This is a genomic window from Umezawaea sp. (assembly GCF_036375055.1).
Lineage (GTDB): Bacteria > Actinomycetota > Actinomycetes > Mycobacteriales > Pseudonocardiaceae > Umezawaea.
In genome coordinates, this window is sequence record NZ_DASUSQ010000005.1 from 18,971 (window position 1) to 42,476 (window position 23,506).

A 23,506-nucleotide genomic window follows, 5' to 3' on the forward strand; every position below is an offset into this window, starting at 1 on the left:
GTGACGCGGACTGTTGAGGTATCCGACCTGGTCGACCGCGCGCGGGCCGGACAGCCCCGCGCGGTCGCCAGGCTGATCTCCCTGGTCGAGGACGCGAGTCCGCACCTGCGCGAGGTCGCCGAGGTGTTGGCGCCGTTGACCGGTCGGGCCCGCGTGATCGGCCTGACCGGCCCGCCCGGCGTCGGCAAGTCGACGTCCACGTCCGTGCTGGTCTCGGCGTTCCGCGAGCAGGGCAAACGGGTCGGCGTGCTCGCCGTCGACCCGTCCTCGCCGTTCTCCGGCGGGGCGCTGCTCGGCGACCGGGTGCGGATGCAGGACCACGCCACCGACCCCGGCGTGTTCATCCGCTCCATGGCGACGCGCGGTCACCTCGGCGGCCTGTCGTGGGCCACGCCGCAGGCGCTGCGCGTGCTGGACGCGGCCGGGTTCGACGTGGTGCTGGTCGAGACCGTCGGCGTCGGCCAGTCCGAGGTCGAGGTCGTCTCGCTGGCCGACAGCACGCTGGTGCTGCTCGCGCCCGGCATGGGCGACGGCATCCAGGCCGCCAAGGCGGGCATCCTGGAGGTCGCGGACGTGTTCGTGGTCAACAAGGCCGACCGCGACGGCGCCGACGCGACCGCGCGCGACCTCAAGTACATGATCTCGCTGGGCAGGCGCGACCGCGAGGGGCCGTCGTGGCGGCCCCCGATCGTGAAGACCGTCGCGGCCAGGGGCGAGGGCGTCACCGAGCTGGTCGAGGCGGTCGACGCCCACCACGCGTGGATGACCGAGCACGGCGAGCTGGAGCGCAGGCGCGCCCAGCGGGCGGCGAGCGAGGTCGAGGCCATCGCCGTCGCCCAGCTCCGGTCGCGCATCGGTGACCTGCGCGGGGGCGCCGCGCTGGAGCAGCTCGCGAAGCGCGTCGCCATCGGGGAACTCGATCCCTACACCGCGGCCGATCACCTGATCGAGGGGCTCCAGGCGTAGGCCGGGCCTTCCGACTCTAGGCAACGGTGCACGAACAGCAGACCGTATTGGTTTCGCGCTCACCGCCTAGAGAGGTGCCACCGTGGACTCCGCAGAGGTGGATTCCGCAGGCTTGGAGGTGCTCTCCCGCCGGGACTGCCTCGGACTCCTCGCCTCGGTCACCATCGGCAGGCTGGTGTTCACCGACCGGGCCCTGCCCGCGGTGCAGCCGGTGGCGTTCGTCCTGCACGACGAGGGTGTGGTGGTCCGGCTGGCCGCGGGCAGCCCGGCACTGGCGGCGGGCGGCGCCGTCGTGGCGTTCGAGATCGACAACATCGCCCACGACCTCCGCGAGGGCTGGAGCGTCACGGTCGTCGGCCACGCGCACGAGGTCCGCGACCCGGAGTGGCTGAGGAGGCTGGCGGAGCTGAGGCTGCCGTCCCGCGGCGAAGGCGTGACGGACCGCTACCTGGTCATCACGATCGAGGTGGTGACCGGCACCCGGATCCCGATGCCGCGTCTGGGCTGATCGCCCGGAACAGGGGTTCGGTCACCAATGCGGCACTCCCGCTGACTACGGAGAGCAGTTACCCTCGTGCACGTCCCCACGAAAGGGATGGGTCACGTGGTCGGTTCGGGCGGATCGCACGCACTGCGACTGGACGGTCTCCTGCGCAAGCTGACCGAACGCACCACCGACGCGTCGGTCTCGCAGGAACGGCTGCACCTGCTGCTCAGCGCCGTCGTCTCCCTGGCCAGCGACCTCTCCCTCCCCGACGTGCTGCGCCGCGTGGTCGAGTCGTCGTGCAGCCTGGTCGGCGCCCGCTACGGAGCGCTCACGGTGGTCAGCCCCGACCGCCGCCTGCTGGAGTTCACCTACGTCGGCTCCGACGGCGACGCGGGCGTGGACCGGGACGCGCTGCCGAGGGTGCGCTCCCACCCGGACCCCAGCGGTGCCGCGGGCGAGTCCGGCGCCTGCCTCCGGCTGCCCGTGCACCTGCGCACCGAGGTCTTCGGCAACCTGTACCTGGCGGACAGGGAGGACGGCGGCGAGTTCACCGAGGTGGACGTCGAGATCGTCACCGCCGTCGCCGCCGCCGCGGGCATCGCGATCGAGAACGCCCGCCTCTACGAGCAGACCCGGCAGCGCGAGGTGTGGCACCGCGCGTCCAACGAGGTCACGCTCGCGCTGCTCACCGGCATCCCCGGCCACGACGCGCTCAGCCAGGTGGCCGCGCAGGCCCGCGGCGCGGCGGACGGGATCGCCGCCGCGCTCGTCCTGCCCGACCACCGGGGCGAGCTGGTGCTGGAGGTCGTGGACGGGATCCTCGGCAGGCACGCGAAGGGCTTCACCGTGCCCGGCGCCGCGGCGTCCTGGGAGGTCTTCTCCACCGGCAAGGCGAAGGTGATCGACCGGCTCGCGCAGGCGGCGCCGTGGCCGGAGGACGTCAACCCCGGCCTGGTGGAGGACTTCGGCCGGATCGGGCCGATCGTGCTGGTGCCGATGGCCGCGGGCGACCGCGTGCTCGGCGTGCTCCTGGTGGCACGCCCCCACGGGCACCCCCCGTTCAACACCGCCGACGTGGAGCTGGTGGAGTCGTTCGCGTCGCAGGCGGCGCTGGTGCTGGAGTTCACCCGCGCGCAGGAGGACAGCAGGCGGCTCGCGATCCTGGAGGACCGCGACCGCATCGCGCGCGACCTGCACGACCTGGTGATCCAGCGTCTGTTCGGGCTGGGGCTGGGGTTGCAGGGCCTCAACGGCTCGGTCGACCAGCCGATGGTCGCGGCCAGGCTGGCCGGGTTCATCGAGGAGGTCGACCACACCATCCGCGAGATCCGGCGGACCATCTTCTCCCTGCACGAACCGCCCAGCGGCGGCATCAGCCTGCGCGGCCAGCTGCTGCGCGCGGTGCGGGAGTCGACGCGGCTGCTGGGGTTCGAGCCGACCGTGGCGCTGGACGGCCCGCTCGACTCGGTCGTGCCGGACCCCGTGCGCCCCGACCTGCTGGCCTGCCTGCGCGAGGCGTTGACCAACGCCGCCCGGCACGCGTGCGCCACGTCGGTCTCGGTCTCCATCGCGGTGGACCGGGCGGCCACGGCGCTGGAACTGGTCGTGCGCGACAACGGGAGGGGCCTGCCCGAGCTCCGGGGCAGGCACAGCGGCGGACTGGTCAACATGTGCGCGCGCGCCGACCGGTGGTCCGGGCGGTGCGCGGTCGACTCCGAACCGGGCCGGGGCGTCGCCGTGGTCTGGTCGGTCCCCCTCGTCCGGCACCACGACTTCGGCTTGGAGGCGGAATGACGATCACCGTGCTGCTGGTGGACGACCACGAGATCGTGCGCCGCGGTCTTCAGCAACTGCTGGCGGTCGAGACCGACATCACCGTGGTGGGCGAGGCGGACACGGCCGCGGCGGCGGTGGCCGCGGCCCCGGTGCTCAAGCCGGACGTGGTGATCATCGACGTGCGGCTGCCGGACGGCAACGGCGTGACCGTGTGCCGGGAGATCCGGTCGACGACGCAGCCGCCGCCCGCGTGCCTGATGCTCACCTCGTACTCCGACGACGAGGCGCTGTTCGGCGCGATCATGGCCGGGGCCGCCGGGTACATGCTCAAGCAGGTGTCCGGCAACGACCTCGTCGCCGCCGTCCGCACGCTCGCCGCGGGCGGGTCGCTGCTGCACGCGGGCGTGACCGCGACCGTGCTGCAACGGCTGCGCAGCGGGCCGGAGGAGGACCCGAGGTACGCGACGCTGAGCCCGCAGGAGCGGCGGATCCTGGACCTGATCGCCGAGGGCCTGACCAACCGGCAGATCGCGCACCGGCTGTACCTGGCGGAGAAGACCGTGAAGAACTACGTGTCGTCGCTGCTGCACAAGCTCGGGTTCGACCGGCGCACGGAGGCGGGCGTGTACGCGGCACGCCGAAGGGACAACGGCTCGCACTCCCCCGGGTGAGACGAAACCGGCCGGTATGACATGTCAACCTGGGTACGGTGGCGGTGGATCATCGTCGCTCATCCCCTGGGGGACTGGCATGGACTCTGACCACTCGAAGCTCAGCCGCCGCGGCCTGCTCCGCGGCGCGGCCGTGCTCGGCGGTGCCGCGATCGTGGGCACACCCGGCGTCGCGGCGGCGCGGGAGCCGTCCGCGGGGACGGCGGGCGGGCGCCGGTTCACCGCCCGCGAGGGCACCGGCATCTCGGCCGCGCTCTCGCCGGACGGCAAGCTGGCCGCGATCGACCTCTACACCGCGATCTGGGTCCTGCCCGCCGGGGGCGGCCGGGCCCGCAGGCTCACCGGCGACGACCAGGACGCCACCCGCCCGCACTTCTCACCGGACTCCAGGACGCTCGTCTTCCAGTCCTACCGGGACGGCAACTACCACCTCTGGACCATCGGCGTCGACGGCGGCGGCCTGCGGCAGCTGACCACCGGCCCCGACGACCACCGCGAGCCCCGGTTCTCCCCGGACGGCACGCGGATCGCGTTCAGCTCCGACGTCGGCGGCAGCTACAACCTGTGGGTGCTCGACCTGCGCACCGGGCGCAAGACCCAGGTGACCAGCACGGACCTCGACGAGGGCGAGCCGAACTGGTCGCCGGACGGCAGCCGGCTCCTGTGCACGGTCGACGGCACCGCGATCGACTCCGTCGACCTCTCGGGCGGCAGGCAGCGGCTGGTCGAGCCGGTGGCCGACACCCGCCTGTTCGGTCCGGGGTTCGCCCCGGACGGCGCGCTGGCCTACACCACGCTGCGCGGCGCCGTGACGGAACTGGTCGTGGACGGCCGGGTCGTGACCGAGGGCGAGGACCTGTTCGGCTTCCCGGTCGCGTGGACGGCGGCGAGCACGGTCCTCTACACCGCCGACGGCGGCCTGCGCACCCGCGACCTCGCGAGCGGGGCCAGGGGCTCGGTGCCGTTCGACGCGACGGTGGACTACCGCAGGCACGAGAACCGGCGCGCGAAGCGGGACGTGTCGTCGCGCGCGCCGCGGCCGGTGCGGGGGATAGCGAGCCCCGTCCTCTCGCCAGACGGGGGGTCGGTCGCGTTCCGGGCGCTGAACGCCCTGTGGCTGCTGCCCGTCGGCGGCCGGCCGCGCAAGCTCGTGGACGACGGCTTCTTCAACTCCGACCCCGACTGGCACCCCGACGGCACGTCGCTGGTGTACTCCAGCGACCGCGGCGGCACGGCGGCGCTGTGGCGGCACGACCTCGCGACCGGTGGGCGGACGAGGCTCACGACCCTGCCCGGCGCGCAGATCACGCCCCGCTGGTCGCCGGACGGCACGCGGATCGCCTACCAGGACGCCGACGGCGCGACCTGGGTGTTCGACGTCGCGGCGGGCACGGCGTCCCGACTGCTCCCGGCCCTGTTCCAGCCCGGTCGCCCCACGTGGTCGCCCGACGGGAAGACCATCGCCCTGGCCGCCGTGAAGCCGTTCACCCGACGCTTCCGCGAGGGCACCAGCCAGGTCCTCACCGTCGGGCTGGACGACGGCGTCGTCCGCTACACCGAGCCCATGCCGTACAGGTCGCTCTCCACCAGGGGTGACGACGGCCCCGTGTGGTCGCCGGACGGCAGGTGGCTCGCGTTCGTCGTCGAGAGCGTCGTGTGGGTCGTCCCCGTCGACGCGCGCGGGGTGTTCACCGGCGAGCCGAGGCAGCTCACCCGCGAGGCGAGCGACGCGCCGTCGTGGAGCGGCGACTCGAAGACCCTGCTGTACCTCAACAACGGCCGGTTGAAGCTGGTCGACGTCCACGGCGGCCGGGCCCGTCCCGTGGAGCTGCCGCTGACCTGGACCCGGTCCCGTCCGCGCGGCAGGACCGTCGTGCGGGCGGGCGCCCTGTGGGACGGCAGGAGCGAGACCCTGCGGCGCGACGCGGACGTGCTGCTCGACGGCGACCGGATCGTCGGGGTGCACGACCGCCGCGACTGGCCCGGACTGTCCGTCGTGGACGCTTCCGGCCTCACGGTGATGCCGGGCCTGATCGACGCGCACAACCACTGGCACCTGCGCGGGCGGCAGTGGGGCGACCGCCAGGGCAGGCTGTGGCTCTCCTACGGCATCACGACCACGCGCTCACCGGGCGACCCGGCGTACCAGATGCTGGAGACCAGGGAGGCGCTCGACTCGGGCGCGCGCGTCGGCCCCCGCTTCTTCGCCACCGGCGAGGCCGTGGACGGCAGCCGGGTCTACTACAACTTCATGCGCCCCACCCGCGGTGAGGACCAGTTGGCGCTGGAGCTGTCGCGGGCCGTCGAACTCGACTACGACCTGATCAAGACCTACGTCCGGCTGCCCGTCGCGTCGCAGCGCGAGGTCGTGGAGATGGCCCACCGCGAGGGGATGCCGCTCAGCTCCCACTACCTCTACCCGGCGGTCAACGTCGGCATGGACGGCATGGAGCACGTCGGCGCCACCAACCGGCTCGGCTACTCCCAGACCACCAGCAGGCTCGGCCGCAGCTACCAGGACGTCACCGGCCTGTTCGCCGCGTCGGGCATGTCGGTCACGCCGACCCTGTTCCACGCCGCGATCCTCTACGCCGACGACCGCTCGCTGCTGGACGACCCGCGCACCAGGGCGCTGCTGCCGCCGTGGGAGTACGCGCGGCTGGAGCAGAAGGTCGCCGACGCGGGCAAGGACACCCCAGCCAACCAGCTGTCCCGCACCGCCCTCCCCGGCTGGGTGGCGATGCTGCTGGCGATCCACCGCGGCGGCGGGTTCGTCATCTCCGGCACCGACGCCCCGCTCGACGACGTGGCGCTGAGCCTGCACCAGAACCTGCGGGCGATGGTCCGGCACGGTTTCACGCCCCACGAGGCCCTCACCACCGCCACCCGCAACCCCGCGCGCTGGCTCGGCCTCGCCGACCGGCTGGGCACCGTGGAGCCGGGCAGGCTCGCGGACCTCGTCGCCGTGCGGGGCAACCCGCTCGCCGACATCACCGCCGCCGCGGCGGTCGAGGTCGTCGTGGCGGGCGGCGTGCCGCACCGGGTCGCCGACCTGGCGGCCCCGTTCACCGATCCGGCCGCGCTGTCGGCCCCGGCCGAGGGGCGCACGGGCGCGGACTACCCGAGCGCCGACCCGGACCTGTTCTGGTGGCACGGCGAACCGGAGTGGGCCGTGCACCACTGCCACTAGTGGCGACGAGGGGGCCCCGGCCGTCGGGGCCCCCTCGTTCCCGGCCTACTCCAGCAGGTCCGCGTACCTCTGGAGCGGGTTCCCGACCGGGTGGTGCGCCTGCGCCGACACACCCGCGGTGGGCACCGGCAGCGGCACCCCGGCGCACGTGAGGTCGCGGGCGGGGACCACGCCGTCGACGATGAACGACTCGACGATCGTGTCCACGCACGTGTTGCCGAACGCGTAGACGCCGTGGTCACCCTCGTCGGTCACGGTCAGCAACCGCGAGCCCGCGAACTTCGCGTGCGCCCGCTGCGCCCCCTCCAGCGGCGTGGCCGGGTCGCGGACGGACTGCACCATCAGGATCGGCGGCACCCCGCGCCCGGTCGGCGCCTTGAGCCGCAACGGCGGCCGGTCCCAGAACGCGCACGGCGCGGCCACGACGTACCAGCCGATCAGCGGGTACAGCGCGCCCTGCCGACCGGACTCCCGGACCAGGTGGTCGCGGTCGCCGCGGAACGGCGTGTCGTTGCAGATGATCGAGTGCAGGGTCCCGTTCGGCGCGTCGGCGAACCGGCCGAGCGCGGCGACCGACCCCCGCTGGTCCACGACGATCTGCCGGAGCTGCGCGAACTGCTCCGCGGCGGGCTGGAAGTTGTACTTGGAGTACTGCGCCCGGAACAGGAACAGGTCGAACAGCACCGACGTGAGCAGCGAGCCGTCCGGCAGCGGCAGCGGGTTCGCGGCCAGCTTCGCCCGGACGTCCTCGTAGTTGAGCCGCACGGCCTCCGCGGTCGTGCCGAGGTGGTAGAGCGAGTCGTACTTCGCCACCCACGGCAGGAAGTCGGTGCGGAAGCGGCGTTCGAAGCCCATGCCGAACGCGCCGAAGATCGTCTGGAACGTCGACGTGAACTCGGTGTTGGAGTCGATCACGAACTTGCCCACGCGGTGCGGGAAGTACGTGGCGTAGTAGGCGCCCAACCAGCTGCCGCCGGAGTACCCGACCCAGTTGACCTTCTCCCGGCCGAGCAGGTGCCGCAGCAGGTCCAGGTCCCGCACGGTCTGCTCGGTGTTGACGACCTTCCCGAACTCGCCGGAGCTGACCTGGCACGCCCGCGCCTGCTGCTCGGCGGCGTCGAACAGCAGTTCCAGGTTGGCCCGACCGCGGTCGCGCGGGTCGGTGATGCCGAGCCAGTCGTAGCCGCCGCAGGTGACGTTCGTGCTGTCACCGGTGCCGCGGACGTCGATCCCGATGATCTCCTGGTCCGCCAGGAGCTTCGGCTGGCCCAGGAACAGCAGCGGGAACGTCCGCCCCGGTCCGCCCGGTCCGCCGGGGTTGGTCAGGACGCTGCCCTTCGCCTCGCCGCTCACCGGCCGCAACCGGCTCACGGCGATCGTGATGTCCTCGCCCCGGCCCGCTCGCCGCCAGTCCTGCGGCGACAGGAACGTGCCGCACTCCAGCCGTTCCCCGCCGGGAGGCAGCCCCTCCGGCGGGTTCTCCTGGTCGAAGCAGGGTGCCCACTCGATCCGCTGCGCCAGGTACCGGTCCGGAACCGGCGCCTCGCGCGCTTCCCGCGCCTGTGCGGGCAGGCCTCCGCCCACCAGCGCTCCGATCAGCGCGATCACCAGCAGTGGTGTTCTCCGCATTGATCCCCCTCAGGATGTCGGAGCCTCCACCTCATCGCTGCGGTGAGGTCCGCCACAACCACCGAAAGTAGAAGGTCTGCTACCCCCGAAGGACTACGCCGTTTCCCACTGAGACGACCTGGGCAGGCCGGCCGTGGATAAGTACTGTTCTTGAGGTGGGGATCTTTCGAAGGAAGCGCCCGGTGGCGGTCGCCCGCGAAGTGATCAGGGATCACACCTACGACGACCCGATCGTCGACATCGCGGCGGAGGAGATGGACGCGGGCCACCTGCGCGCGGCCACGACCGTGCTGGCCGAGTGCCGGGACCAGCCGGAGCTGCGCGCGCTCCGCCTGGAGGTGCTGCGCGACCACGCCGTCGGCCACGCCGACGAGCTGCTTGACCTCGCCAAGAACGCCAACGACCCGGACCTGTGGCTGCTGGCGGGCGCGTCCTTCATCGGCGAGGCCTGGGCCGTGCGCGGCACGGGCAGGGCGGACGACATCGGCGAGGACCGCTTCAAGATGTTCTTCGCGACCCTCCGCAAGGCGGTGTCCCCGCTGCACGAGGCGGCGAACCTCCTGCCGCGCGACGCGGTCCCGTGGGCCCAGTTGCAGACCACGGGCATGGGTCTCCAGGTCGACCGGGGGCAGAAGGACGAGGTGTGGCGGGAGATCGTCCAGCGCTGCCCGACCCTCTACCCGGCCCACTGGGTGCGGGCCCAGATCCTGGCCCCCAAGTGGGGCGGCTCGACCGAGGAGATGATGGCGTTCGCCAAGGGCAGCGTGGACGCGGCGGCCCCCGGCGACCCGGTGGTGGCGATGCTCCCGCTGGCCCACTTCGAGGTCTTCCTGGAGCGCTTCGCCGAAGCCGTCCAGTCCAGGAGCGCGTTGAAGGTCGCCTCGCTGAAGATGCGCTACTTCGGCAAGGTCCACGACGAGATCGCCGAGGCGGCGGACAAGTGGGACATCGCGGTCCCGAGGGTGCACCCGAGGGCCCTCCAGGCGCACAACCTCTTCGCCGCGGCCTTCGCGCTGGCCGACGACGGCCCGAGGGCGAAGCGGCACCTGATCGGGATGCGCGACCACGTGCACGACATCCCGTGGACCTACGTCGCCTACCTCAAGGACGACGTGGAGAAGGAGTACACGGAGTTGGCGAACAAGTACCTGTAGCCCTCACCCCACGAGGGGCGGCGGCGCCCCGCCGGGTCCGGTCGCCCAGTCGGCCTCGCCCGCGTCGGCGGTCACCGCGAACTCCAGCACCGCCCCGTCGCGCAGCTCCTCCAGTTCCACCCAGGCCCGGTCGCGGACCTCGCCGTCCACCACCAGCCCGCGCACGTACTGGAGCACCCCCGGATCGGCCCCGGCGGCCGTGACCACCACGTCGCCGCCCTCCAGGTGGAGCACGGCCCGCTCGTACCGGGGCGCGTGCAGCAGGAACTGCCCGGTCCCCGGCACCACCGGGTACAGGCCCAGCGCGCTCAGCACGTACCAGGCGGACATCTGCCCGAGGTCGTCGTTCCCGGTCACGCCCGCGGGCCCGTCCACGAACAGGGTGTGCGCGGCCCTGACCACCGCCGAGGTCTTCCAGGGCTGCCCCACCAGGACGTACATCCACGGCGCGTGCAGGTCGGGTTCGTTGTTGGGGTTGTAGCGGAACTGGTTGTAGTACTCGTAGGCGCCCACGACCCACCTGTTCCGCGCGGTGCCCGCGGGGTCGTCGACCAGGTCCTCGTAGGCGAAGAAGTCGTCCAGCCTGGCCGCGGCGGCCTCGGCCCCGCCCAGCCTCTCCACCAGCCCCGGCACGTCCTGCTGCACCAGCCACTGGTACTGCCAGGCCGTCCCCTCGTGGAACCCGTCGTCGCCCTGGGGGGTGAACGACGGCAGCCACCCGCCTCCGGCGACGCGGGGCCGGGGGAAGCCGGTGAACCCGCGGTCAGACACCGCCCGGTCCCACAGCGACCGGTAGTTCAGGCCTCGGGCCCGCAGCGCGGCGGCGTCCTCGGCGTGCCCCAGCGCCTCCGCCATCACCGACAGCGAGGCGTCGGCCAGCGCGTACTCCAGCGTCGCGGAGGCCCCGTGGTGCGGGTCGACGTCCTGCCCCTTGCGGGGGAAGTCCCGGTCGTGCGGCACGAACCCGTGGGCCAGGTAGCCGGGGTTGCCCGCCCGGCCGCTGAACCGCGACCCGGCCTCGGGGACCCCGGAGGCGTTCTCCCACAGCGCCCGGTAGGCCTGCTCCTCCACCCCCTCCAGCGCGCCGAACCGCCACAGGTCGACGAGGAACGGCGTGACCGGGTCCCCGGTCATCGTGTTGGTCTCCTGGTTGGCGTAGGCCCACCGCGGCAGCCACCCGCCCTGCTCGTGCACGGCCAGCAGGGACCGCCCGACGTCCCGCGCCCTGCCCGGCCGCAGCAGGGCCAGCAGCTGGTTGTGCCCCCGGTAGGTGTCCCACAGCGAGAAGTACTCGTGGTAGGTCCACCCGTCGGCCACGTGGACCCGCCCGTCGAACCCCCGGTACCGGCCGTCGACGTCGTCGCCCGTCAACGGTTGCAGCAGCACGTGGTAGAGCGCGGTGTAGAACACCGTCCGGTCCACGTCCGAGCCCGAGACCTCCACCGACGACAGCTCGGCCAGCCAGGCCTCCTCGGCGAGGGCCCGCAGCGCGTCGAACGACTTCCCCCGCGCCTCCTCCAGGTTCCGCGCCGCCCCCTCGGGGTCCACCTGGGAGAGCGCGGTCGCGGCCGTCACCGGCCCCGGCGGGAACGTGACCCAGGCACCCCGCAACCCCGACGCGCCGGAGGCGCCGCCCCACACCCCCGAGGTCAGGAACGGCCGGTCGAACGTGGTCGTGAAGTGCGTGACGTAGGGCCGTCCGCCGCAGAACGCCTGCGCCGTGACGGTCCCGGCGATCGTCCGGTCGTCCACCACCCGCACGGCGCTGGCGAACACCGGCTCCTTGTCGTTGGCCTGCCCCACGTTCACCAGCACGGTCCCGCCGACCCCGTCGGGGAACGTGAACCTCTCCACCCCGCACCGCAGGGTCGCGGTGCACTCCGCGGTGATCCCGCCCTCCAGCGCGACCCGGTAGTAGCCGGGCTTCCCGACCTCGCCGTCGTGGGTGTACCGGGCCCCGTAGACCCGGTGGTCGAACGTCCGGGGCAGCGGCCCGACGATCGGCAGGATCGACACCAGCCCGCCCTGCTCCCAGCACCCGGCGCCGGACAGGAAGAAGTGCCCGAACCCCCGGATCACCGGGTCGTCGTACCGGTACCCCGCGTAGTGCGACCCGATCGGGCTCGACTGGGCCTTCCCGAACGGCATCGACGCGCCGGGGAAGGTGTTCCCGTCGTCCTTCGTCCCGATGAACGTGTTGACGGCCGCGAGAGGAGAGGTCATCAGGCCATTATCGGCGCCGCGGCGGTGATCGGACACTCCTCGTCCTGACACCGTTGTCCACCGCCGCCCGCACCATCCGGTCTGCGACGTATGGCCCCTTGACCAGCTTTACCGGTACCGAAACGTTGACAGGACCTGTCGGATCGGTGTGAAATGCCGCCACTATGACAACGTTGTCCGCGAATGGGGCGTCCGCCGTGGCCGGCGCTGCTGGGCGCAAGGTGCGTCGCGCGACGATGAACGACGTCGCACGGCTGGCCGGCGTCAGCATCAAGACCGTGTCCCGTGTCGTCAACGACGAGCCGGGCGTGCACCCGGCGACCGCCGAGCGCGTTCTGGCGGCCATCGACCAGCTCGGCTTCCGCCGCAACCTCAGCGCGCGCAACCTGCGCCGCGGGTCGTCGACGGGCACGATCGGGTTCGTCCTCGAAGACGTCGCCAACCCCTTCTACTCCGGTGTCACCCGCGCGGTGGAGGAGATCTCCCGCCTGCGCGGCCGCCAGGTGATCACCGGTTCGTCCGACGAGGACCCGGCCCGCGAACGCGAGCTGGCGCTGGAGTTCTGCTCCCGCAGGGTCGACGGGCTGCTGATCGTCCCCGCCGGGCTCCAGCACGGCTACCTCGTGCCCGAGATGCGCGCGGGCACCCCCGTGGTGTTCCTCGACCGCCCGGCGGGCGACGTCGTCGCCGACACCGTGCTGGTCGACAACATCGGCGGCACGGTCGAGGCCGTCGCCCACCTGGCCGCGCACGGCCACCGCCGGATCGCCTTCCTCGGCGACGCCCCGGACATCTTCACCGCCAACGAGCGCCTGCGCGGCTACCGCGAGGGCTGCGTCCGCTCCGGCGTCGGCTACCAGGAGGACCTGGTGGTCATGGGCCCGCACGACGAGCGCAGCATCGCCGCGGCGCTGCACCGGCTGCGCGGCTTCCGCGAGCCCCCGACGGCGCTCGTGACCGGCAACAACCGGATCACCGTCTACGTGCTGCGCGCGCTCGCGGGCACGGTCGACCGCCCCGCGCTCGTCGGCTTCGACGACTTCGAGCTCGCCGACCTCCTCTCCCCACCGGTGACCGTGATCGCGCACGACGCGAGCGCGCTCGGCAAAGCCGCCGGTGACCTCCTCTTCGCCCGTCTGGACGGCGACAGCTCGCCACCGCGCCGCGTCGTGCTGCCGGTGCGCTTGGTACCACGTGGATCAGGGGAGGTTCGTGCGTGAGCTCCGGTGACAGGCCCGTCGTACTACCGGCCAACCAGCCCAGGCAGTTCTACCGGGGTGGGGCGTCGATCGCGGCGTTGAGGGGCGACGAGTCGGCCGACTTCGGCCCCGAGGACTGGGTCGCGTCGACCACGACGCTCTACGGCCGGGACGACGCGGGGCTCTCCACGCTGCCCGACGGCACGCTGCTGCGCGACGCCGTGGCGGCGAACCCGACCGCCTGGCTGGGGGAGCGGCACGTCGCCGAGTTCGGCGCCGACACCGCGCTCCTGGTGAAGCTGCTGGACGCGGGCCAGCGGCTGCCGGTGCACTGCCACCCGTCGAACGAGTTCGCCTCGACCCACCTGAACTGCCGTCACGGCAAGACGGAGTCGTGGATCGTCGTCGGCACCAGCGGTGCCGAGCCGACCGTCTACATCGGATTCCGGGAGGACGTCGAGCCCGAGGTGGTGCGGGGCTGGGTGGCCGCGCAGGACACCGACGACATGCTCGCCGCGCTGAACCCGGTCCGGGTCGCGGCGGGCGACACCGTCTTCGTCCCCGCGGGCCTCCCGCACGCCATCGGCGAGGGCGTCTTCATCGTGGAGCTCCAGCAGCCGACGGACTTCTCCGTCACGTTGGAGTGGAAGGGTTTCCTGGCCAACGCCGACATCGGCCACCTGGGGCTCGGCTACGACGCCGCGCTCGGGTGCGTCGACCGCAGCGGGTGGGCCGGGACCCTCGACACCCTCGTCCGGCGCACGGCGGGCGACACCGCCGAGGTGGTGCCGCTGTTCTCCGAGCAGGCCGACCCGTTCTTCCGGGCCGACCGGCTCCAGGTGAGCGGCTCGCTGGTCCTCGACGCCTCGTTCGCGGTGCTCGTGGTGCTGGAGGGGGAGGGGAAGCTCGGCGACGTGCCCCTGCGCAGGGGCAGCACGGTCGTCGTTCCGCACGGTGCTGGTGAGGAGGTGCTCAACGGTGAGCTCGTCGCGATCCGATGCAGGCCGCCGAGGTTGGTCGGCTGAACGGGTGGTCCATGGCTGACCCGCTGCTCGAAGCCAAGGACCTGGTCAAGCACTACGGCAGCGTGGAGGCGCTGAGGGGGGCGTCGTTCACCGCCTACGAGGGCGAGGTCGTGTCCCTCATCGGCGACAACGGCGCGGGGAAGTCCACCCTGGTCAAGTGCCTGTCGGGCGTGCAGCGGCCGGATTCCGGCTCCCTGGTGCTCGGCGGTCGCGAGGTGGTGCTGGACTCGCCCGTCGCCGCCAGGGAACTGGGGATCGAAACGGTCTTCCAGGACCTGGCGGTGGCCCCGGACCTCGACCCGGCCGCCAACCTCTACCTGGGGCGCGAGCTGCGCAAGCCCGGTCTGCTGGGGATGTTGGGCGTGCTGGACAAGAAGGAGATGCGCCGCCGCGCGACCGCCTCCTTCGAGGACCTGGGCGTGAGCCTCCAGAGCATCGACGTGCCCATCGGCTCGCTGTCCGGCGGGCAGCGCCAGAGCGTCGCCGTGGCCAGGTCGGTGGTGTGGGCCAGCAAGCTCGTCTTCATGGACGAGCCGACGGCGGCGCTGGGCGTCGTGCAGCGCGAGCGCGTCCTGGACGTGATCCGCCGCGTCCGCGACCAGGGCGTGGCCGTGGTGCTCATCAGCCACAACATGCCCGAGGTGCTGGCGGTCTCCGACCGCGTGGAGGTGCTGCGGCTGGGCAGGCGGGTGGCCAGGTTCCAGGCCGCCGACACCACCGTCGAGGAACTGGTGGGCGCCATGACCGGCGCGCTGTCGCAGGAGGACGCCGGATGACGACCACCACCACCCCTGCGCGCGAGTCCCTGCTCAAACGCCTGGCAGGCACGAACACCCTGTGGATCGCGCTGGTCCTGCTGCTGCTGGTCGCGGTGTTCGGCGCGCTGCGCCCGGACGCCGTCCTCACGGTCTTCACGCTCCAGACCACCCTGGTGGAGACGGCGGTGCTGCTGGTGCTGGCCGTCGGCATGACCTTCGTGATCATCACCTCCGGCATCGACCTGTCCGTGGGGTCGGTGCTCGTGTTCTCCGGCGTCACCTCGGCCATGACCATGAACGCGCTGAGCGGCGGCGACGCCACCGGCGCCGGGTGGGACGTCGTGGCGGTCGGCCTGCTGGTGGCGCTGCTCAGCGGCGCGGCCTGGGGCACGCTCAACGGCGTCCTCATCGCGAAGGCCAAGATCCCGCCGCTGATCGTCACGCTCGGCTCGTTCGGCGCGGCGCTGGGCGCGGGCCAGCTGATCTCCAACGGCTCCAACGTCAGCGGCGTCCCGAACGTGCTGGGCGACAACCTCGGCACCGGCACGACGTTCGGCGTCCCCAACCTCGTGATCCTCGCGGCCGTCGTCACCGCCGCGGGCGCGCTGGTGCTCGGCACGACCAGGTTCGGCAGGCACACCTACGCCATCGGCTCCAACGAGGAGGCCGCGCGGCGGGTGGGCATCTCCGTGACGAACCACCTGATGAAGGTCTACCTGCTGGCGGGCGTCCTGGCGGGGCTGGCGGGCTTCATGGCCATGGCCTACTTCCGGGTCGCCTCCATCACCGGGCACGACACCGACAACCTGAACGCCATCGCGGGCGTCGTCCTCGGCGGCACGTCCCTGTTCGGCGGGGCGGGTTCCGTCGTCGGCACGATCTTCGGCGTCTTCATCCCCGCCGTGCTCCGCAAGGGCTTCGTCATCATCGGCGTCAACGTCTACTGGCAACCCGTCGCGGTCGCCGTCGTCCTGGTCGCCGCAGTCTGGTTCGACCAGTCCCGCCGCAAGGCACGCGATCAACGCTAGGAGGAAGAACGTGTCAACGAGGACAGTTCGCACCCTGGGACTCGCCGCCGCCGCGCTGCTGCTGACGGCCTGCGGCAGCGGCGGCCAGATCGGCGACTCGGGGACCGCGAGCACCGCGAAGAAGATGGTGCTCATCCCCGGTGTCGCCGCTGAACCCTTCTACATCTCCATGGAGTGCGGCTTCCGCGAGGCGGCGAAGGCGGCGGGCTACGAGGTCGACGTCCAGGCCCCCGCCAGGTTCGACGCCACGCTCCAGACGCCGATCGTCACCGGTGTCCTGGCCAACAAGCCGGGTGCGGTGCTGATCGCGCCGACCGACGACAAGGCGCTCGCGGGCCCGATGAGGCAGCTCAAGGACGCGGGCGTGAAGGTGGTCGAGGTGGACACCAAGCTCCAGGACACCTCGATCGCGTCGGCCACCATCTCGTCCGACAACGAGCAGGGCGGCGAGAAGGCGGCCGAGACCCTGGCCGAGCTGGTGGGCGACAAGCAGGGTTCGGTGCTGGTGCTCAACACCAAGGCGGGCACGTCCACGACGGACGCGCGGGCGAAGGGCTTCGAGACCGCGGTCAAGAAGTACCCGAACCTCAAGTACCTGGGCCAGCAGTACACCGACAACGAGCCGGACCAGGCCGCGCAGAAGGTCACCGCGACGCTGGCGGCGAACCCCGACCTGATCGGCGTCTTCGCCACCAACCTCAACACCGGTGAGGGCGCCGCGACCGGCCTGCGCAACGCGGGCAGGACCGGTGCGGTCAACCTGGTCGGGTTCGACGCGAGCCCGAAGCAGGTCCAGGACCTCCAGGCGGGCGTGGTGCAGGCGCTCATCGCCCAGGACCCGGCCACGATCGGCAAGACCGGTGTGGAGCAGGCGCTGGCGGCCATCGAGGGCAAGGAGGTGACGAGGGACACCGAGACCGACCTCGTGGCGATCACCAAGGCCGACGCGGACGCCAACTCGAAGTACTTCTACAAGCAGGCCTGCTGACGGCACCGGGTCGGACGGCACCGCGAGTCGTCCGACCCGGCTACCGAAGTCCCCGTTCCCGGCGACTTTCGTCGTTCACCGCTCCGCGACGGCGTGCGAGCACCTACCGTCCACACCATGACAGACGCCGTGGCCGTCACCGACATCCGCAAGTCGTACGGCTCCCTCACCGCCGTGGACGGCGTGTCCTTCACGGTCGCCGAGGGCGAGTTCTTCGGCATCCTCGGGCCGAACGGGGCAGGCAAGACCACCACGCTGGAGATCGTGGAGGGTTTGCGCGAACCCGATTCCGGCACCGTGACGCTGCTGGGCGAGACCCCGTGGCCGCGCAACCCGAAGCTGCTGCCGCGCGTCGGCGTGCAGCTCCAGGCGTCCAGCTTCTTCGAGAAGCTCACCGCGCGCGAGCAGCTGGAGACGTTCGGTTCCCTCTACGGCGTCGGTCCGGCGAGGGCCGCGGAGATGCTGGAGCTGGTGGGCCTGACGGACAAGGCCGAGGTCCAGGAGAACAAGCTGTCCGGCGGCCAGCGCCAGCGCCTGTCGATCGCGTGCTCCCTGGTCCACGACCCGGACGTGGTGTTCCTCGATGAGCCGACGGCCGCGCTGGACCCGCAGGCCCGGCGCAACCTCTGGGACGTGCTGCGCGCGATCCAGGACCGGGGCAAGACCATCGTCTACACCACGCACCACCTGGACGAGGCCGAGATCCTCTGCGACCGGGTGGCCATCATGGACCGCGGCAGGATCCTCGCGATGGACTCGCCCGCCGCGCTCGTGCGCGGGCTGGACGCGCCGACGCGGATCACCCTGCAACCCGGCTCGCTGCCGCTGGAGGGCGCGCGCGAGCTGGAGGGCGTGGACAGCGCGACCGAGGACGACGGCGGGCTGACGATCTCCACGCGCAAGCCCGCGCAGGTCCTGTCCGCCCTCGCCGAGCGGGGCACCCTGGACGGTCTCCAGGTCCGCACCGCCACCCTGGAGGACGTCTTCCTGGACCTCACCGGACGGGAGTACCGGGCATGAGCACGACCGCGTTCAAGAGCCTGTCGACGGCGATGTTCAAGGGCTTCGTCCGCGACCGGATGTCGCTGTTCTTCATGTTCTTCTTCCCGCTCATGTTCCTGGTGGTCTTCGGGCTCCTCCTGGGCGACCCCGGCGACGACAGGATCAAGATCGCGGTGACCGGCGACGGCCCGGTCGTCGCGGCGCTGGACCAGACCGGCGCGGTGGAGATCCAGCGGTTCGACGACGAGGGGGCCGCCGTCGCCAAGGTCCAGGACGGCGACCTGCCCGCCGCGATGATCCTGCGCGGCACCGCGATCGAGCTGCGGTTCGCCGCCAGCGACCAGGTCGCCGCAGGCACCGTGAACGGCCTCGTGTCCGGCGTGGTCGACAAGATCAACCTGGGTGCCACCGGTCAGCCCGCGACGTTCACCCTCCAGCAGCGGCCGGTCGAGGACGCGTCCCTCAAACCGATCCAGTACCTCACCCCCGGCATCCTCTCCTGGGGCATCTCCATCTCGGCCGTCTTCGGCGCCGCGCTGACCATGGTGTCGTGGCGCAAGAAGCAGGTGCTGCGCCGCATCCGGCTCGCCCCGGTCAGCGCCGTCACGGTCCTCACCTCGCGGCTGACCGTCAGCGTGGGCATCGCGGTCGTCCAGGCCATCACGTTCGTCCTGGTGGCCCTGACCCCGCCGTTCGGGCTCCGGCTCTCCGGGAACTGGTACCTCGCGCTGCCGCTGCTGATCCTCGGCACGCTGGCGTTCTTCGCCATCGGGATGCTCGTGGGCGCGTTCTGCAAGACCGAGGAGTCGGCCAGCGGCGCCGCGAACATCCTGGTGATGCCGATGTCGTTCCTGTCCGGCTCGTTCTTCCCCATCGAGAACGCCCCCGCCTGGCTCCAGGCGGTGTCGCAGGCGCTGCCGCTGCGGCACATGAACGACGGGATGCTCGACGTCCTGGTGCGGGGCAAGGGGATCGAGGCGCTGCTGCTGCCGTGCTCGGTGCTCATCGCGTTCACGGCGGTCGTCGGCCTCCTCGCGGCGAAGGTCTTCCGCTGGGAGGACTGACACCCCGCAACGCCGGTGAGCCCGCTCACGCAGCACAATGGGGGGCATGCTCTCCACCTCGGCAGGCCGGTTCCGCCTCTTCGCACAGGCAGAGGCGGTGTCCTGGGCGGGTCTCCTGATCGGCATGCTCTTCAAGTACGTGCTGTCGGACAACGAGATCGGCGTGAAGATCTTCGGCCCGATCCACGGGTTCATCTTCGTCGTCTACATCTTCGTGGCGCTGTTCGCGAGCGTCGCGCAGAAGTGGGAGCGCCGCACCACGGTCCTCGCGCTGCTGGCGAGCATCCCGCCGTTCGGGACGATCGTCTTCGAGCGCTGGGCGATCCGGACGGGCAGGCTGAACGTTCAGACCAGCGCGGCCTGAGCCTTCCTGATCTCCTCCTCCGGGTCGCCGGAGTGGTAGACTTGCTCGCTCTCCTCGATGTTCGCCAGGAACTCGCGGTAGCGGAACGCGTTGAACACGTGCACGAGCGGGATCGCCAGTTCCAGCGCCGCGGCGGGGTCGCTGTCCGGCACCCGCTCCCGCCACGCCGCCGTCCACACCTCGGCGAGCAGCGGTCGCTCGTCCGGACCGATGAACGTCCACAGCCGCGCGGCGTCCAGTGCCGGGTGCCCCCAGTGCGCGTCGGCCCAGTCGATCACCTGGGTGGTCGTGCCGTCGGACTGCCAGTTGCCGGGGTGGAAGTCGCCGTGCAGCAGCGTCAGCGGCAGGCCGGTGGCGAGCAGCGCCTCGGCCCGTTCGCGGGAGCCCTCGACCTCGGGTGACCAGATCGGCACCTCCGGCATCGCGGGGTGCTTCTCGCCCGCGAGCGCGGCCTGGACGGCCACGAGCCTCGGCACCACCGACCGGAGCCGCTCCGGTTCGAGCGGCCAGCACGGTGTCCCGGGGGCGTCGGCCATCAGCACCCGCAGCGGCGCGCTCGCGATCACCTCGGGCACCAGCGTCGGGTCCTGCTCGGCCACCAGCCGCAGCGCGGTCGGCTCGGCCGCGAAGAACGGCGGCAGTTCCTTCACCCACACCCGTCCGGCGTCGGTCTCCAGCCGGTACACGCAGGACAGGTTCCACGTCTTCTTCTGCCGCGCCTCACCGGTGCGGGTGACGTGCTCCTCGGCCCACGCGAGCAGGGCGGCCGGGCCGCCCGGTTTCGCCCACGGCAGCCTCAGCGGGGTGTCCGGGAACGCGTGCGCGGGCTCGGTGACCAGGGCGCTCCGGTCCGGCGCGCCGTAGGCCTCCACCTGGTAGGTGACCTGGCCGCCCGCGGTGTACTCGCCGATCCCCTCGACGAGCCGCAGCACGCTCGTCGGCACGCCCAGCACCTCGTCGAGGTGCGCGGTGACGTCGTCGACCAGGGCCCACCACCGGCTCTCCACCGTGAACGGCCCGAGTGATCCGACGTACTCGCCGTCGACCGTGACCAGGGCTATGACCTCGCGCATCCGCACAGGGTGGCTGATCGACCCCGGCGGGCGCGACGGGTTTTCAGTCCTCGAAGTCCCCGACCGCGCGCCGCACCTTGGCCAGCAGGTCGGTCAACTGCTCGGTCTGCCGCTCGGTCAGCCCGCGCAGCCCGAAGTCCACCCCGGTCACGGCCTCGGTGGCGATCTCCCGCCTGGCCCGGCCGTCGTCGGTGATCCCCACCAGCGTGGTGCGCCGGTCGGTCGGGTGCGGGTTGCGCCGCACCAGCCCGTCGGCCTCCAGCCTGTCCACGATGTTCGTGACGCTGGTGGGGTGGAGCTGGAGCCGCTCGCCCATGACCCGCATCGGCAGGCTGCCCGCCTTCGAGAAGGTCAGCAGCACCAGCGCCTCGTAGCGGGCGAACGTCAGCCCGTGCGGCTTGAGCGCCGCGTCGACGGCCGACTGGATGATTTGCTGTACCCGCATGACGCTCGTGACCGCCGCCATCGCCGTCGACGGCCCGATCCTCTTCTCCCACAGCTCGGCTGCTCGTGCGATCGGGTCGAACGGCAGCGGCTGGGGCGTCATGCAGGCGAAGCTACCAGTGGGTACCAGTCGACGATCCAGGAGGCACGCGTGCTCATCGCGTTCAGCGTCAGCCCGCTCGGCGGGGAGTCCGACAGCGTCGCGGAGGCCGTCGCGGCGGCCGTGCGGGTGGTCCGCGAGTCGGGCCTGCCGAACGAGACCAACGCCATGTTCACCCTCGTGGAGGGCGAGTGGGACGAGGTGATGGCCGTGGTGAAGGCGGCGACCGAGGCCGTGCAGGCCGCCGCGCCGCGCGTCAGCCTCGTGCTCAAGGCCGACATCCGGCCCGGCTTCACCGGGCAGATGGCCGCGAAGGTCGAGCGCGTGGAGGCCCACCTGCGTGAGCTGTGACAGGTGACACGATGGCGACCGATAGTCGGACGTCCTACTATTTGGGTATCGACGACGATGCGGAGACCGCCATGCCTGCTCCCGGCTACGACGAGAACCACGCCGACCACGAGGCCGGCCGTGAGCGTTGGCAGGCCGCCTACGCGGAGGCGGAGGCGGCCGGTCGGGTCCGCGACGCCGACTTCACCACCCTCTCCGGCGTCGAGGTCGACCCCGTGTACGGGCCTCGACCCGGTGAGGTGGTCGAGGGCTTCGAGCGCATCGGCTGGCCCGGCGAGTACCCGTTCACCCGCGGCCTGCACCCGACCGGGTACCGCGGCAAGAACTGGACCATCCGGCAGTTCGCGGGCTTCGGCAACGCCGAGCAGACCAACGAGCGCTACAAGATGATCCTGGCGCGCGGCGGGGGCGGCCTGTCGGTCGCCTTCGACATGCCCACGCTGATGGGCAAGGACTCCGACGACCCCCGGTCGCTGGGGGAGGTCGGGCACTGCGGTGTGGCGATCGACTCGGCGGCCGACATGGACGTCCTGTTCGGCGACATCCCGCTGGAGCGGGTCACGACGTCGATGACGATCTCGGGGCCAGCCGTGCCGGTGTTCGTGATGTACCTCGTGGCCGCCGAGCGGCAGGGCGCGGACATCTCGAAGCTCAACGGCACGCTCCAGACGGACATCTTCAAGGAGTACATCGCCCAGAAGGAGTGGCTGTTCGCGCCCGAGCCGCACCTGCGGCTCATCGGCGACCTGATGGCGTACTGCCAGGACAACATCCCCGCGTACAAGCCGCTGTCGGTGTCCGGCTACCACATCCGCGAGGCCGGGGCGACGGCCGCGCAGGAGTTGGCGTTCACCCTCGCGGACGGGTTCGGGTACGTCGAGCTGGGACTGTCGCGCGGGTTGGACATCGAGAAGTTCGCGCCGGGGCTGAGCTTCTTCTTCGACTCCCACCTCGACTTCTTCGAGGAGATCGCGAAGTTCCGGGCCGCTCGGCGGATCTGGGCCCGGTGGATGCGGGACGTCTACGGGGCCAAGACCGCGAAGGCGCAGCAGTTGCGGTTCCACACGCAGACCGCCGGGGTGTCGTTGACCGCGCAGCAGCCGGACAACAACATCGTCCGCACGGCGGTGGAGGCGCTCGCCGCGGTGCTGGGCGGGACGAACTCCTTGCACACCAACGCGTTGGACGAGGTGCTCGCCCTCCCCAGCGAGAAGGCCGCCCAGATCGCGCTGCGCACCCAGCAGGTGATCATGGAGGAGACCGGCGTGTCGAACGTCGCCGACCCGCTGGGCGGGTCCTGGTACGTCGAGGCGCTGACCGACAAGATCGAGGCCGAGGCCGAGAAGATCTTCGACCGCATCAAGGACATGGCCCGCGCGGCGGTCCCGTCCGGTGAGCACGAGATCGGCGAGATGACGTCGGGGATCCTGCGCGGCATCGAGGACGGCTGGTTCACCGGGGAGACCGCCGACTCGGCGTTCGTGTACCAGGTGGCGCTGGAGAAGGGCGACAAGAAGGTCGTCGGGGTGAACGTGCACACCGAGTCGCTGTCGGAGAACCTGGAGATCCTGCGGGTCAGCCACGAGGTGGAGCGCGAGCAGAACCGCGTGCTGGCCGAGCGGCGGGGGCGGCGTGACCAGGGGGCTGTCGATCGGGCCTTGGCGCACATGGTCGAGGTGGCTCGGACCGACGGGAACCTGATCGAGCCGATGCTGGCGGCGGCTCGGGTCGAGGCGACGCTGGGGGAGATCTGCGGGGTGTTGAAGGACGAGTGGGGCGGGTACACGGAGCCTGCTCGGTTCTGAGCTGGTCGTTCGTGAAAGACGGTCTGGTCGCTGACGTGATGGGTGCGTGAAAGACGGTCTGGTCGCCGACGTCGTGGTGTGGCCGGTTTGACTTGGGGCCCCTGGATTTGACCCTTTGATCGGGCTGAAGGGCAGGTGGTGCCACCCTGCCCGATCTACCAGGGTAAGGGTCGAATCCCCCAAGTAAAACCGGCCACGCTTCGCATCCG

The 23,506-nt window shown here is 71.7% G+C and carries 20 protein-coding genes; 16 read left to right on the plus strand and 4 right to left on the minus strand.

Annotated elements, in window-relative coordinates:
• The 5 genes from meaB (at position 1) to VFZ92_RS01555 (ending at position 7,090) form a co-directional block, all read left to right on the plus strand.
• Complete coding sequence (gene meaB, locus VFZ92_RS01535; protein ID WP_330873823.1) at positions 1 to 966, plus strand: methylmalonyl Co-A mutase-associated GTPase MeaB; 966 nt, start codon at positions 1 to 3, stop codon at positions 964 to 966.
• Between the two features lie 82 nt (positions 967 to 1,048).
• The gene (locus tag VFZ92_RS01540; protein WP_330873824.1) at positions 1,049 to 1,474 is read left to right on the plus strand and encodes a pyridoxamine 5'-phosphate oxidase family protein; all 426 of its coding nucleotides are present in this window, start codon (positions 1,049 to 1,051) and stop codon (positions 1,472 to 1,474) included.
• A 96-nt stretch (positions 1,475 to 1,570) separates the two neighbouring features.
• Positions 1,571 to 3,247, plus strand: coding sequence for a GAF domain-containing sensor histidine kinase (locus VFZ92_RS01545; RefSeq protein WP_330873825.1), 1,677 nt, complete (start codon positions 1,571 to 1,573; stop codon positions 3,245 to 3,247).
• Positions 3,244 to 3,900 (plus strand): response regulator transcription factor, encoded by a 657-nt coding sequence (locus VFZ92_RS01550; protein WP_330873826.1) that lies wholly within the window; start codon positions 3,244 to 3,246, stop codon positions 3,898 to 3,900. The genes VFZ92_RS01545 and VFZ92_RS01550 overlap by 4 nt, the downstream gene beginning before the upstream one ends.
• Before the next feature lie 79 nt (positions 3,901 to 3,979).
• Positions 3,980 to 7,090, plus strand: coding sequence for an amidohydrolase family protein (locus tag VFZ92_RS01555; RefSeq protein ID WP_330873827.1), 3,111 nt, complete (start codon positions 3,980 to 3,982; stop codon positions 7,088 to 7,090).
• Positions 7,091 to 7,135: 45 nt separating this feature from the next.
• On the opposite strand, the gene VFZ92_RS01560 is transcribed toward VFZ92_RS01555, so the two are convergent.
• Positions 7,136 to 8,719 (minus strand): alpha/beta hydrolase, encoded by a 1,584-nt coding sequence (locus VFZ92_RS01560; protein WP_330873828.1) that lies wholly within the window; start codon positions 8,717 to 8,719, stop codon positions 7,136 to 7,138.
• Positions 8,720 to 8,874: 155 nt separating this feature from the next.
• Here VFZ92_RS01560 and VFZ92_RS01565 point away from each other — a divergent pair, with 155 nt between their 5' ends.
• Entirely contained in the window at positions 8,875 to 9,873 is a 999-nt protein-coding gene (locus VFZ92_RS01565) for a hypothetical protein (RefSeq protein WP_330873829.1), read from the plus strand.
• Positions 9,874 to 9,876: 3 nt separating this feature from the next.
• Here the strand turns inward: VFZ92_RS01565 and VFZ92_RS01570 are convergent, their stop codons facing one another.
• Positions 9,877 to 12,096: a GH92 family glycosyl hydrolase gene (locus VFZ92_RS01570; RefSeq protein ID WP_330873830.1), complete on the minus strand. Its 2,220-nt coding sequence runs from the start codon at positions 12,094 to 12,096 to the stop codon at positions 9,877 to 9,879.
• Positions 12,097 to 12,332: 236 nt separating this feature from the next.
• On the opposite strand from VFZ92_RS01570, the gene VFZ92_RS01575 reads away from it, so the two are divergent.
• The 8 genes from VFZ92_RS01575 to VFZ92_RS01610 all read left to right on the plus strand — a co-directional run bounded on the left by VFZ92_RS01575 (position 12,333) and on the right by VFZ92_RS01610 (position 19,524).
• Positions 12,333 to 13,316 carry a LacI family DNA-binding transcriptional regulator gene (locus VFZ92_RS01575; RefSeq protein ID WP_330873831.1) on the plus strand — a complete coding sequence of 328 codons (984 nt, stop codon included), beginning with the start codon at positions 12,333 to 12,335 and terminating at the stop codon, positions 13,314 to 13,316.
• Positions 13,313 to 14,320, plus strand: coding sequence for a class I mannose-6-phosphate isomerase (locus tag VFZ92_RS01580; protein ID WP_330873832.1), 1,008 nt, complete (start codon positions 13,313 to 13,315; stop codon positions 14,318 to 14,320). The genes VFZ92_RS01575 and VFZ92_RS01580 overlap by 4 nt, the downstream gene beginning before the upstream one ends.
• Positions 14,321 to 14,331: 11 nt before the next feature.
• Complete coding sequence (locus VFZ92_RS01585; protein WP_330873833.1) at positions 14,332 to 15,096, plus strand: ATP-binding cassette domain-containing protein; 765 nt, start codon at positions 14,332 to 14,334, stop codon at positions 15,094 to 15,096.
• Positions 15,093 to 16,106, plus strand: coding sequence for an ABC transporter permease (locus VFZ92_RS01590; protein ID WP_330873834.1), 1,014 nt, complete (start codon positions 15,093 to 15,095; stop codon positions 16,104 to 16,106). The genes VFZ92_RS01585 and VFZ92_RS01590 overlap by 4 nt, the downstream gene beginning before the upstream one ends.
• 10 nt (positions 16,107 to 16,116) lie before the next feature.
• Positions 16,117 to 17,094 carry an ABC transporter substrate-binding protein gene (locus VFZ92_RS01595; RefSeq protein ID WP_330873835.1) on the plus strand — a complete coding sequence of 326 codons (978 nt, stop codon included), beginning with the start codon at positions 16,117 to 16,119 and terminating at the stop codon, positions 17,092 to 17,094.
• Between the two features lie 117 nt (positions 17,095 to 17,211).
• Positions 17,212 to 18,114, plus strand: coding sequence for an ABC transporter ATP-binding protein (locus VFZ92_RS01600; protein ID WP_330873836.1), 903 nt, complete (start codon positions 17,212 to 17,214; stop codon positions 18,112 to 18,114).
• The gene (locus VFZ92_RS01605) at positions 18,111 to 19,160 is read left to right on the plus strand and encodes an ABC transporter permease (protein ID WP_330873837.1); all 1,050 of its coding nucleotides are present in this window, start codon (positions 18,111 to 18,113) and stop codon (positions 19,158 to 19,160) included. The genes VFZ92_RS01600 and VFZ92_RS01605 overlap by 4 nt, the downstream gene beginning before the upstream one ends.
• Positions 19,161 to 19,206: 46 nt before the next feature.
• Positions 19,207 to 19,524 carry a DUF3817 domain-containing protein gene (locus VFZ92_RS01610; protein WP_330873838.1) on the plus strand — a complete coding sequence of 106 codons (318 nt, stop codon included), beginning with the start codon at positions 19,207 to 19,209 and terminating at the stop codon, positions 19,522 to 19,524.
• Here the strand turns inward: VFZ92_RS01610 and VFZ92_RS01615 are convergent.
• Entirely contained in the window at positions 19,506 to 20,597 is a 1,092-nt protein-coding gene (locus VFZ92_RS01615) for an aminoglycoside phosphotransferase family protein (RefSeq protein WP_330873839.1), read from the minus strand. The two genes, VFZ92_RS01610 and VFZ92_RS01615, sit on opposite strands and share 19 nt — an antisense overlap.
• Before the next feature lie 43 nt (positions 20,598 to 20,640).
• Positions 20,641 to 21,144, minus strand: a complete 504-nt coding sequence (locus tag VFZ92_RS01620) for a MarR family transcriptional regulator (RefSeq protein WP_330873840.1) — start codon at positions 21,142 to 21,144, stop codon at positions 20,641 to 20,643.
• A gap of 48 nt (positions 21,145 to 21,192) precedes the next feature.
• Between VFZ92_RS01620 and VFZ92_RS01625 the strand changes: the two genes are divergently transcribed.
• Positions 21,193 to 21,492 (plus strand): MTH1187 family thiamine-binding protein, encoded by a 300-nt coding sequence (locus tag VFZ92_RS01625; protein WP_330873841.1) that lies wholly within the window; start codon positions 21,193 to 21,195, stop codon positions 21,490 to 21,492.
• Between the two features lie 71 nt (positions 21,493 to 21,563).
• The gene (locus tag VFZ92_RS01630) at positions 21,564 to 23,297 is read left to right on the plus strand and encodes an acyl-CoA mutase large subunit family protein (RefSeq protein WP_330873842.1); all 1,734 of its coding nucleotides are present in this window, start codon (positions 21,564 to 21,566) and stop codon (positions 23,295 to 23,297) included.
• Positions 23,298 to 23,506 lie beyond the last annotated feature (209 nt).

Excerpts from the sequence above, each read along its gene's own strand:
- VFZ92_RS01550 (WP_330873826.1), top strand. The coding sequence starts at position 3,244 with ATGACGATCACCGTGCTGCTGGTGGACGACCACGAGATCGTGCGCCGC.
- VFZ92_RS01555 (WP_330873827.1), top strand. The coding sequence starts at position 3,980 with ATGGACTCTGACCACTCGAAGCTCAGCCGCCGCGGCCTGCTCCGCGGC.
- VFZ92_RS01560 (WP_330873828.1), bottom strand. The coding sequence starts at position 8,719 with ATGCGGAGAACACCACTGCTGGTGATCGCGCTGATCGGAGCGCTGGTG.
- VFZ92_RS01570 (WP_330873830.1), bottom strand. The coding sequence starts at position 12,096 with ATGACCTCTCCTCTCGCGGCCGTCAACACGTTCATCGGGACGAAGGAC.
- VFZ92_RS01575 (WP_330873831.1), top strand. The coding sequence starts at position 12,333 with ATGAACGACGTCGCACGGCTGGCCGGCGTCAGCATCAAGACCGTGTCC.
- VFZ92_RS01585 (WP_330873833.1), top strand. The coding sequence starts at position 14,332 with ATGGCTGACCCGCTGCTCGAAGCCAAGGACCTGGTCAAGCACTACGGC.
- VFZ92_RS01590 (WP_330873834.1), top strand. The coding sequence starts at position 15,093 with ATGACGACCACCACCACCCCTGCGCGCGAGTCCCTGCTCAAACGCCTG.
- VFZ92_RS01600 (WP_330873836.1), top strand. The coding sequence starts at position 17,212 with ATGACAGACGCCGTGGCCGTCACCGACATCCGCAAGTCGTACGGCTCC.
- VFZ92_RS01605 (WP_330873837.1), top strand. The coding sequence starts at position 18,111 with ATGAGCACGACCGCGTTCAAGAGCCTGTCGACGGCGATGTTCAAGGGC.
- VFZ92_RS01610 (WP_330873838.1), top strand. The coding sequence starts at position 19,207 with ATGCTCTCCACCTCGGCAGGCCGGTTCCGCCTCTTCGCACAGGCAGAG.
- VFZ92_RS01615 (WP_330873839.1), bottom strand. The coding sequence starts at position 20,597 with ATGCGCGAGGTCATAGCCCTGGTCACGGTCGACGGCGAGTACGTCGGA.
- VFZ92_RS01620 (WP_330873840.1), bottom strand. The coding sequence starts at position 21,144 with ATGACGCCCCAGCCGCTGCCGTTCGACCCGATCGCACGAGCAGCCGAG.
- VFZ92_RS01630 (WP_330873842.1), top strand. The coding sequence starts at position 21,564 with ATGCCTGCTCCCGGCTACGACGAGAACCACGCCGACCACGAGGCCGGC.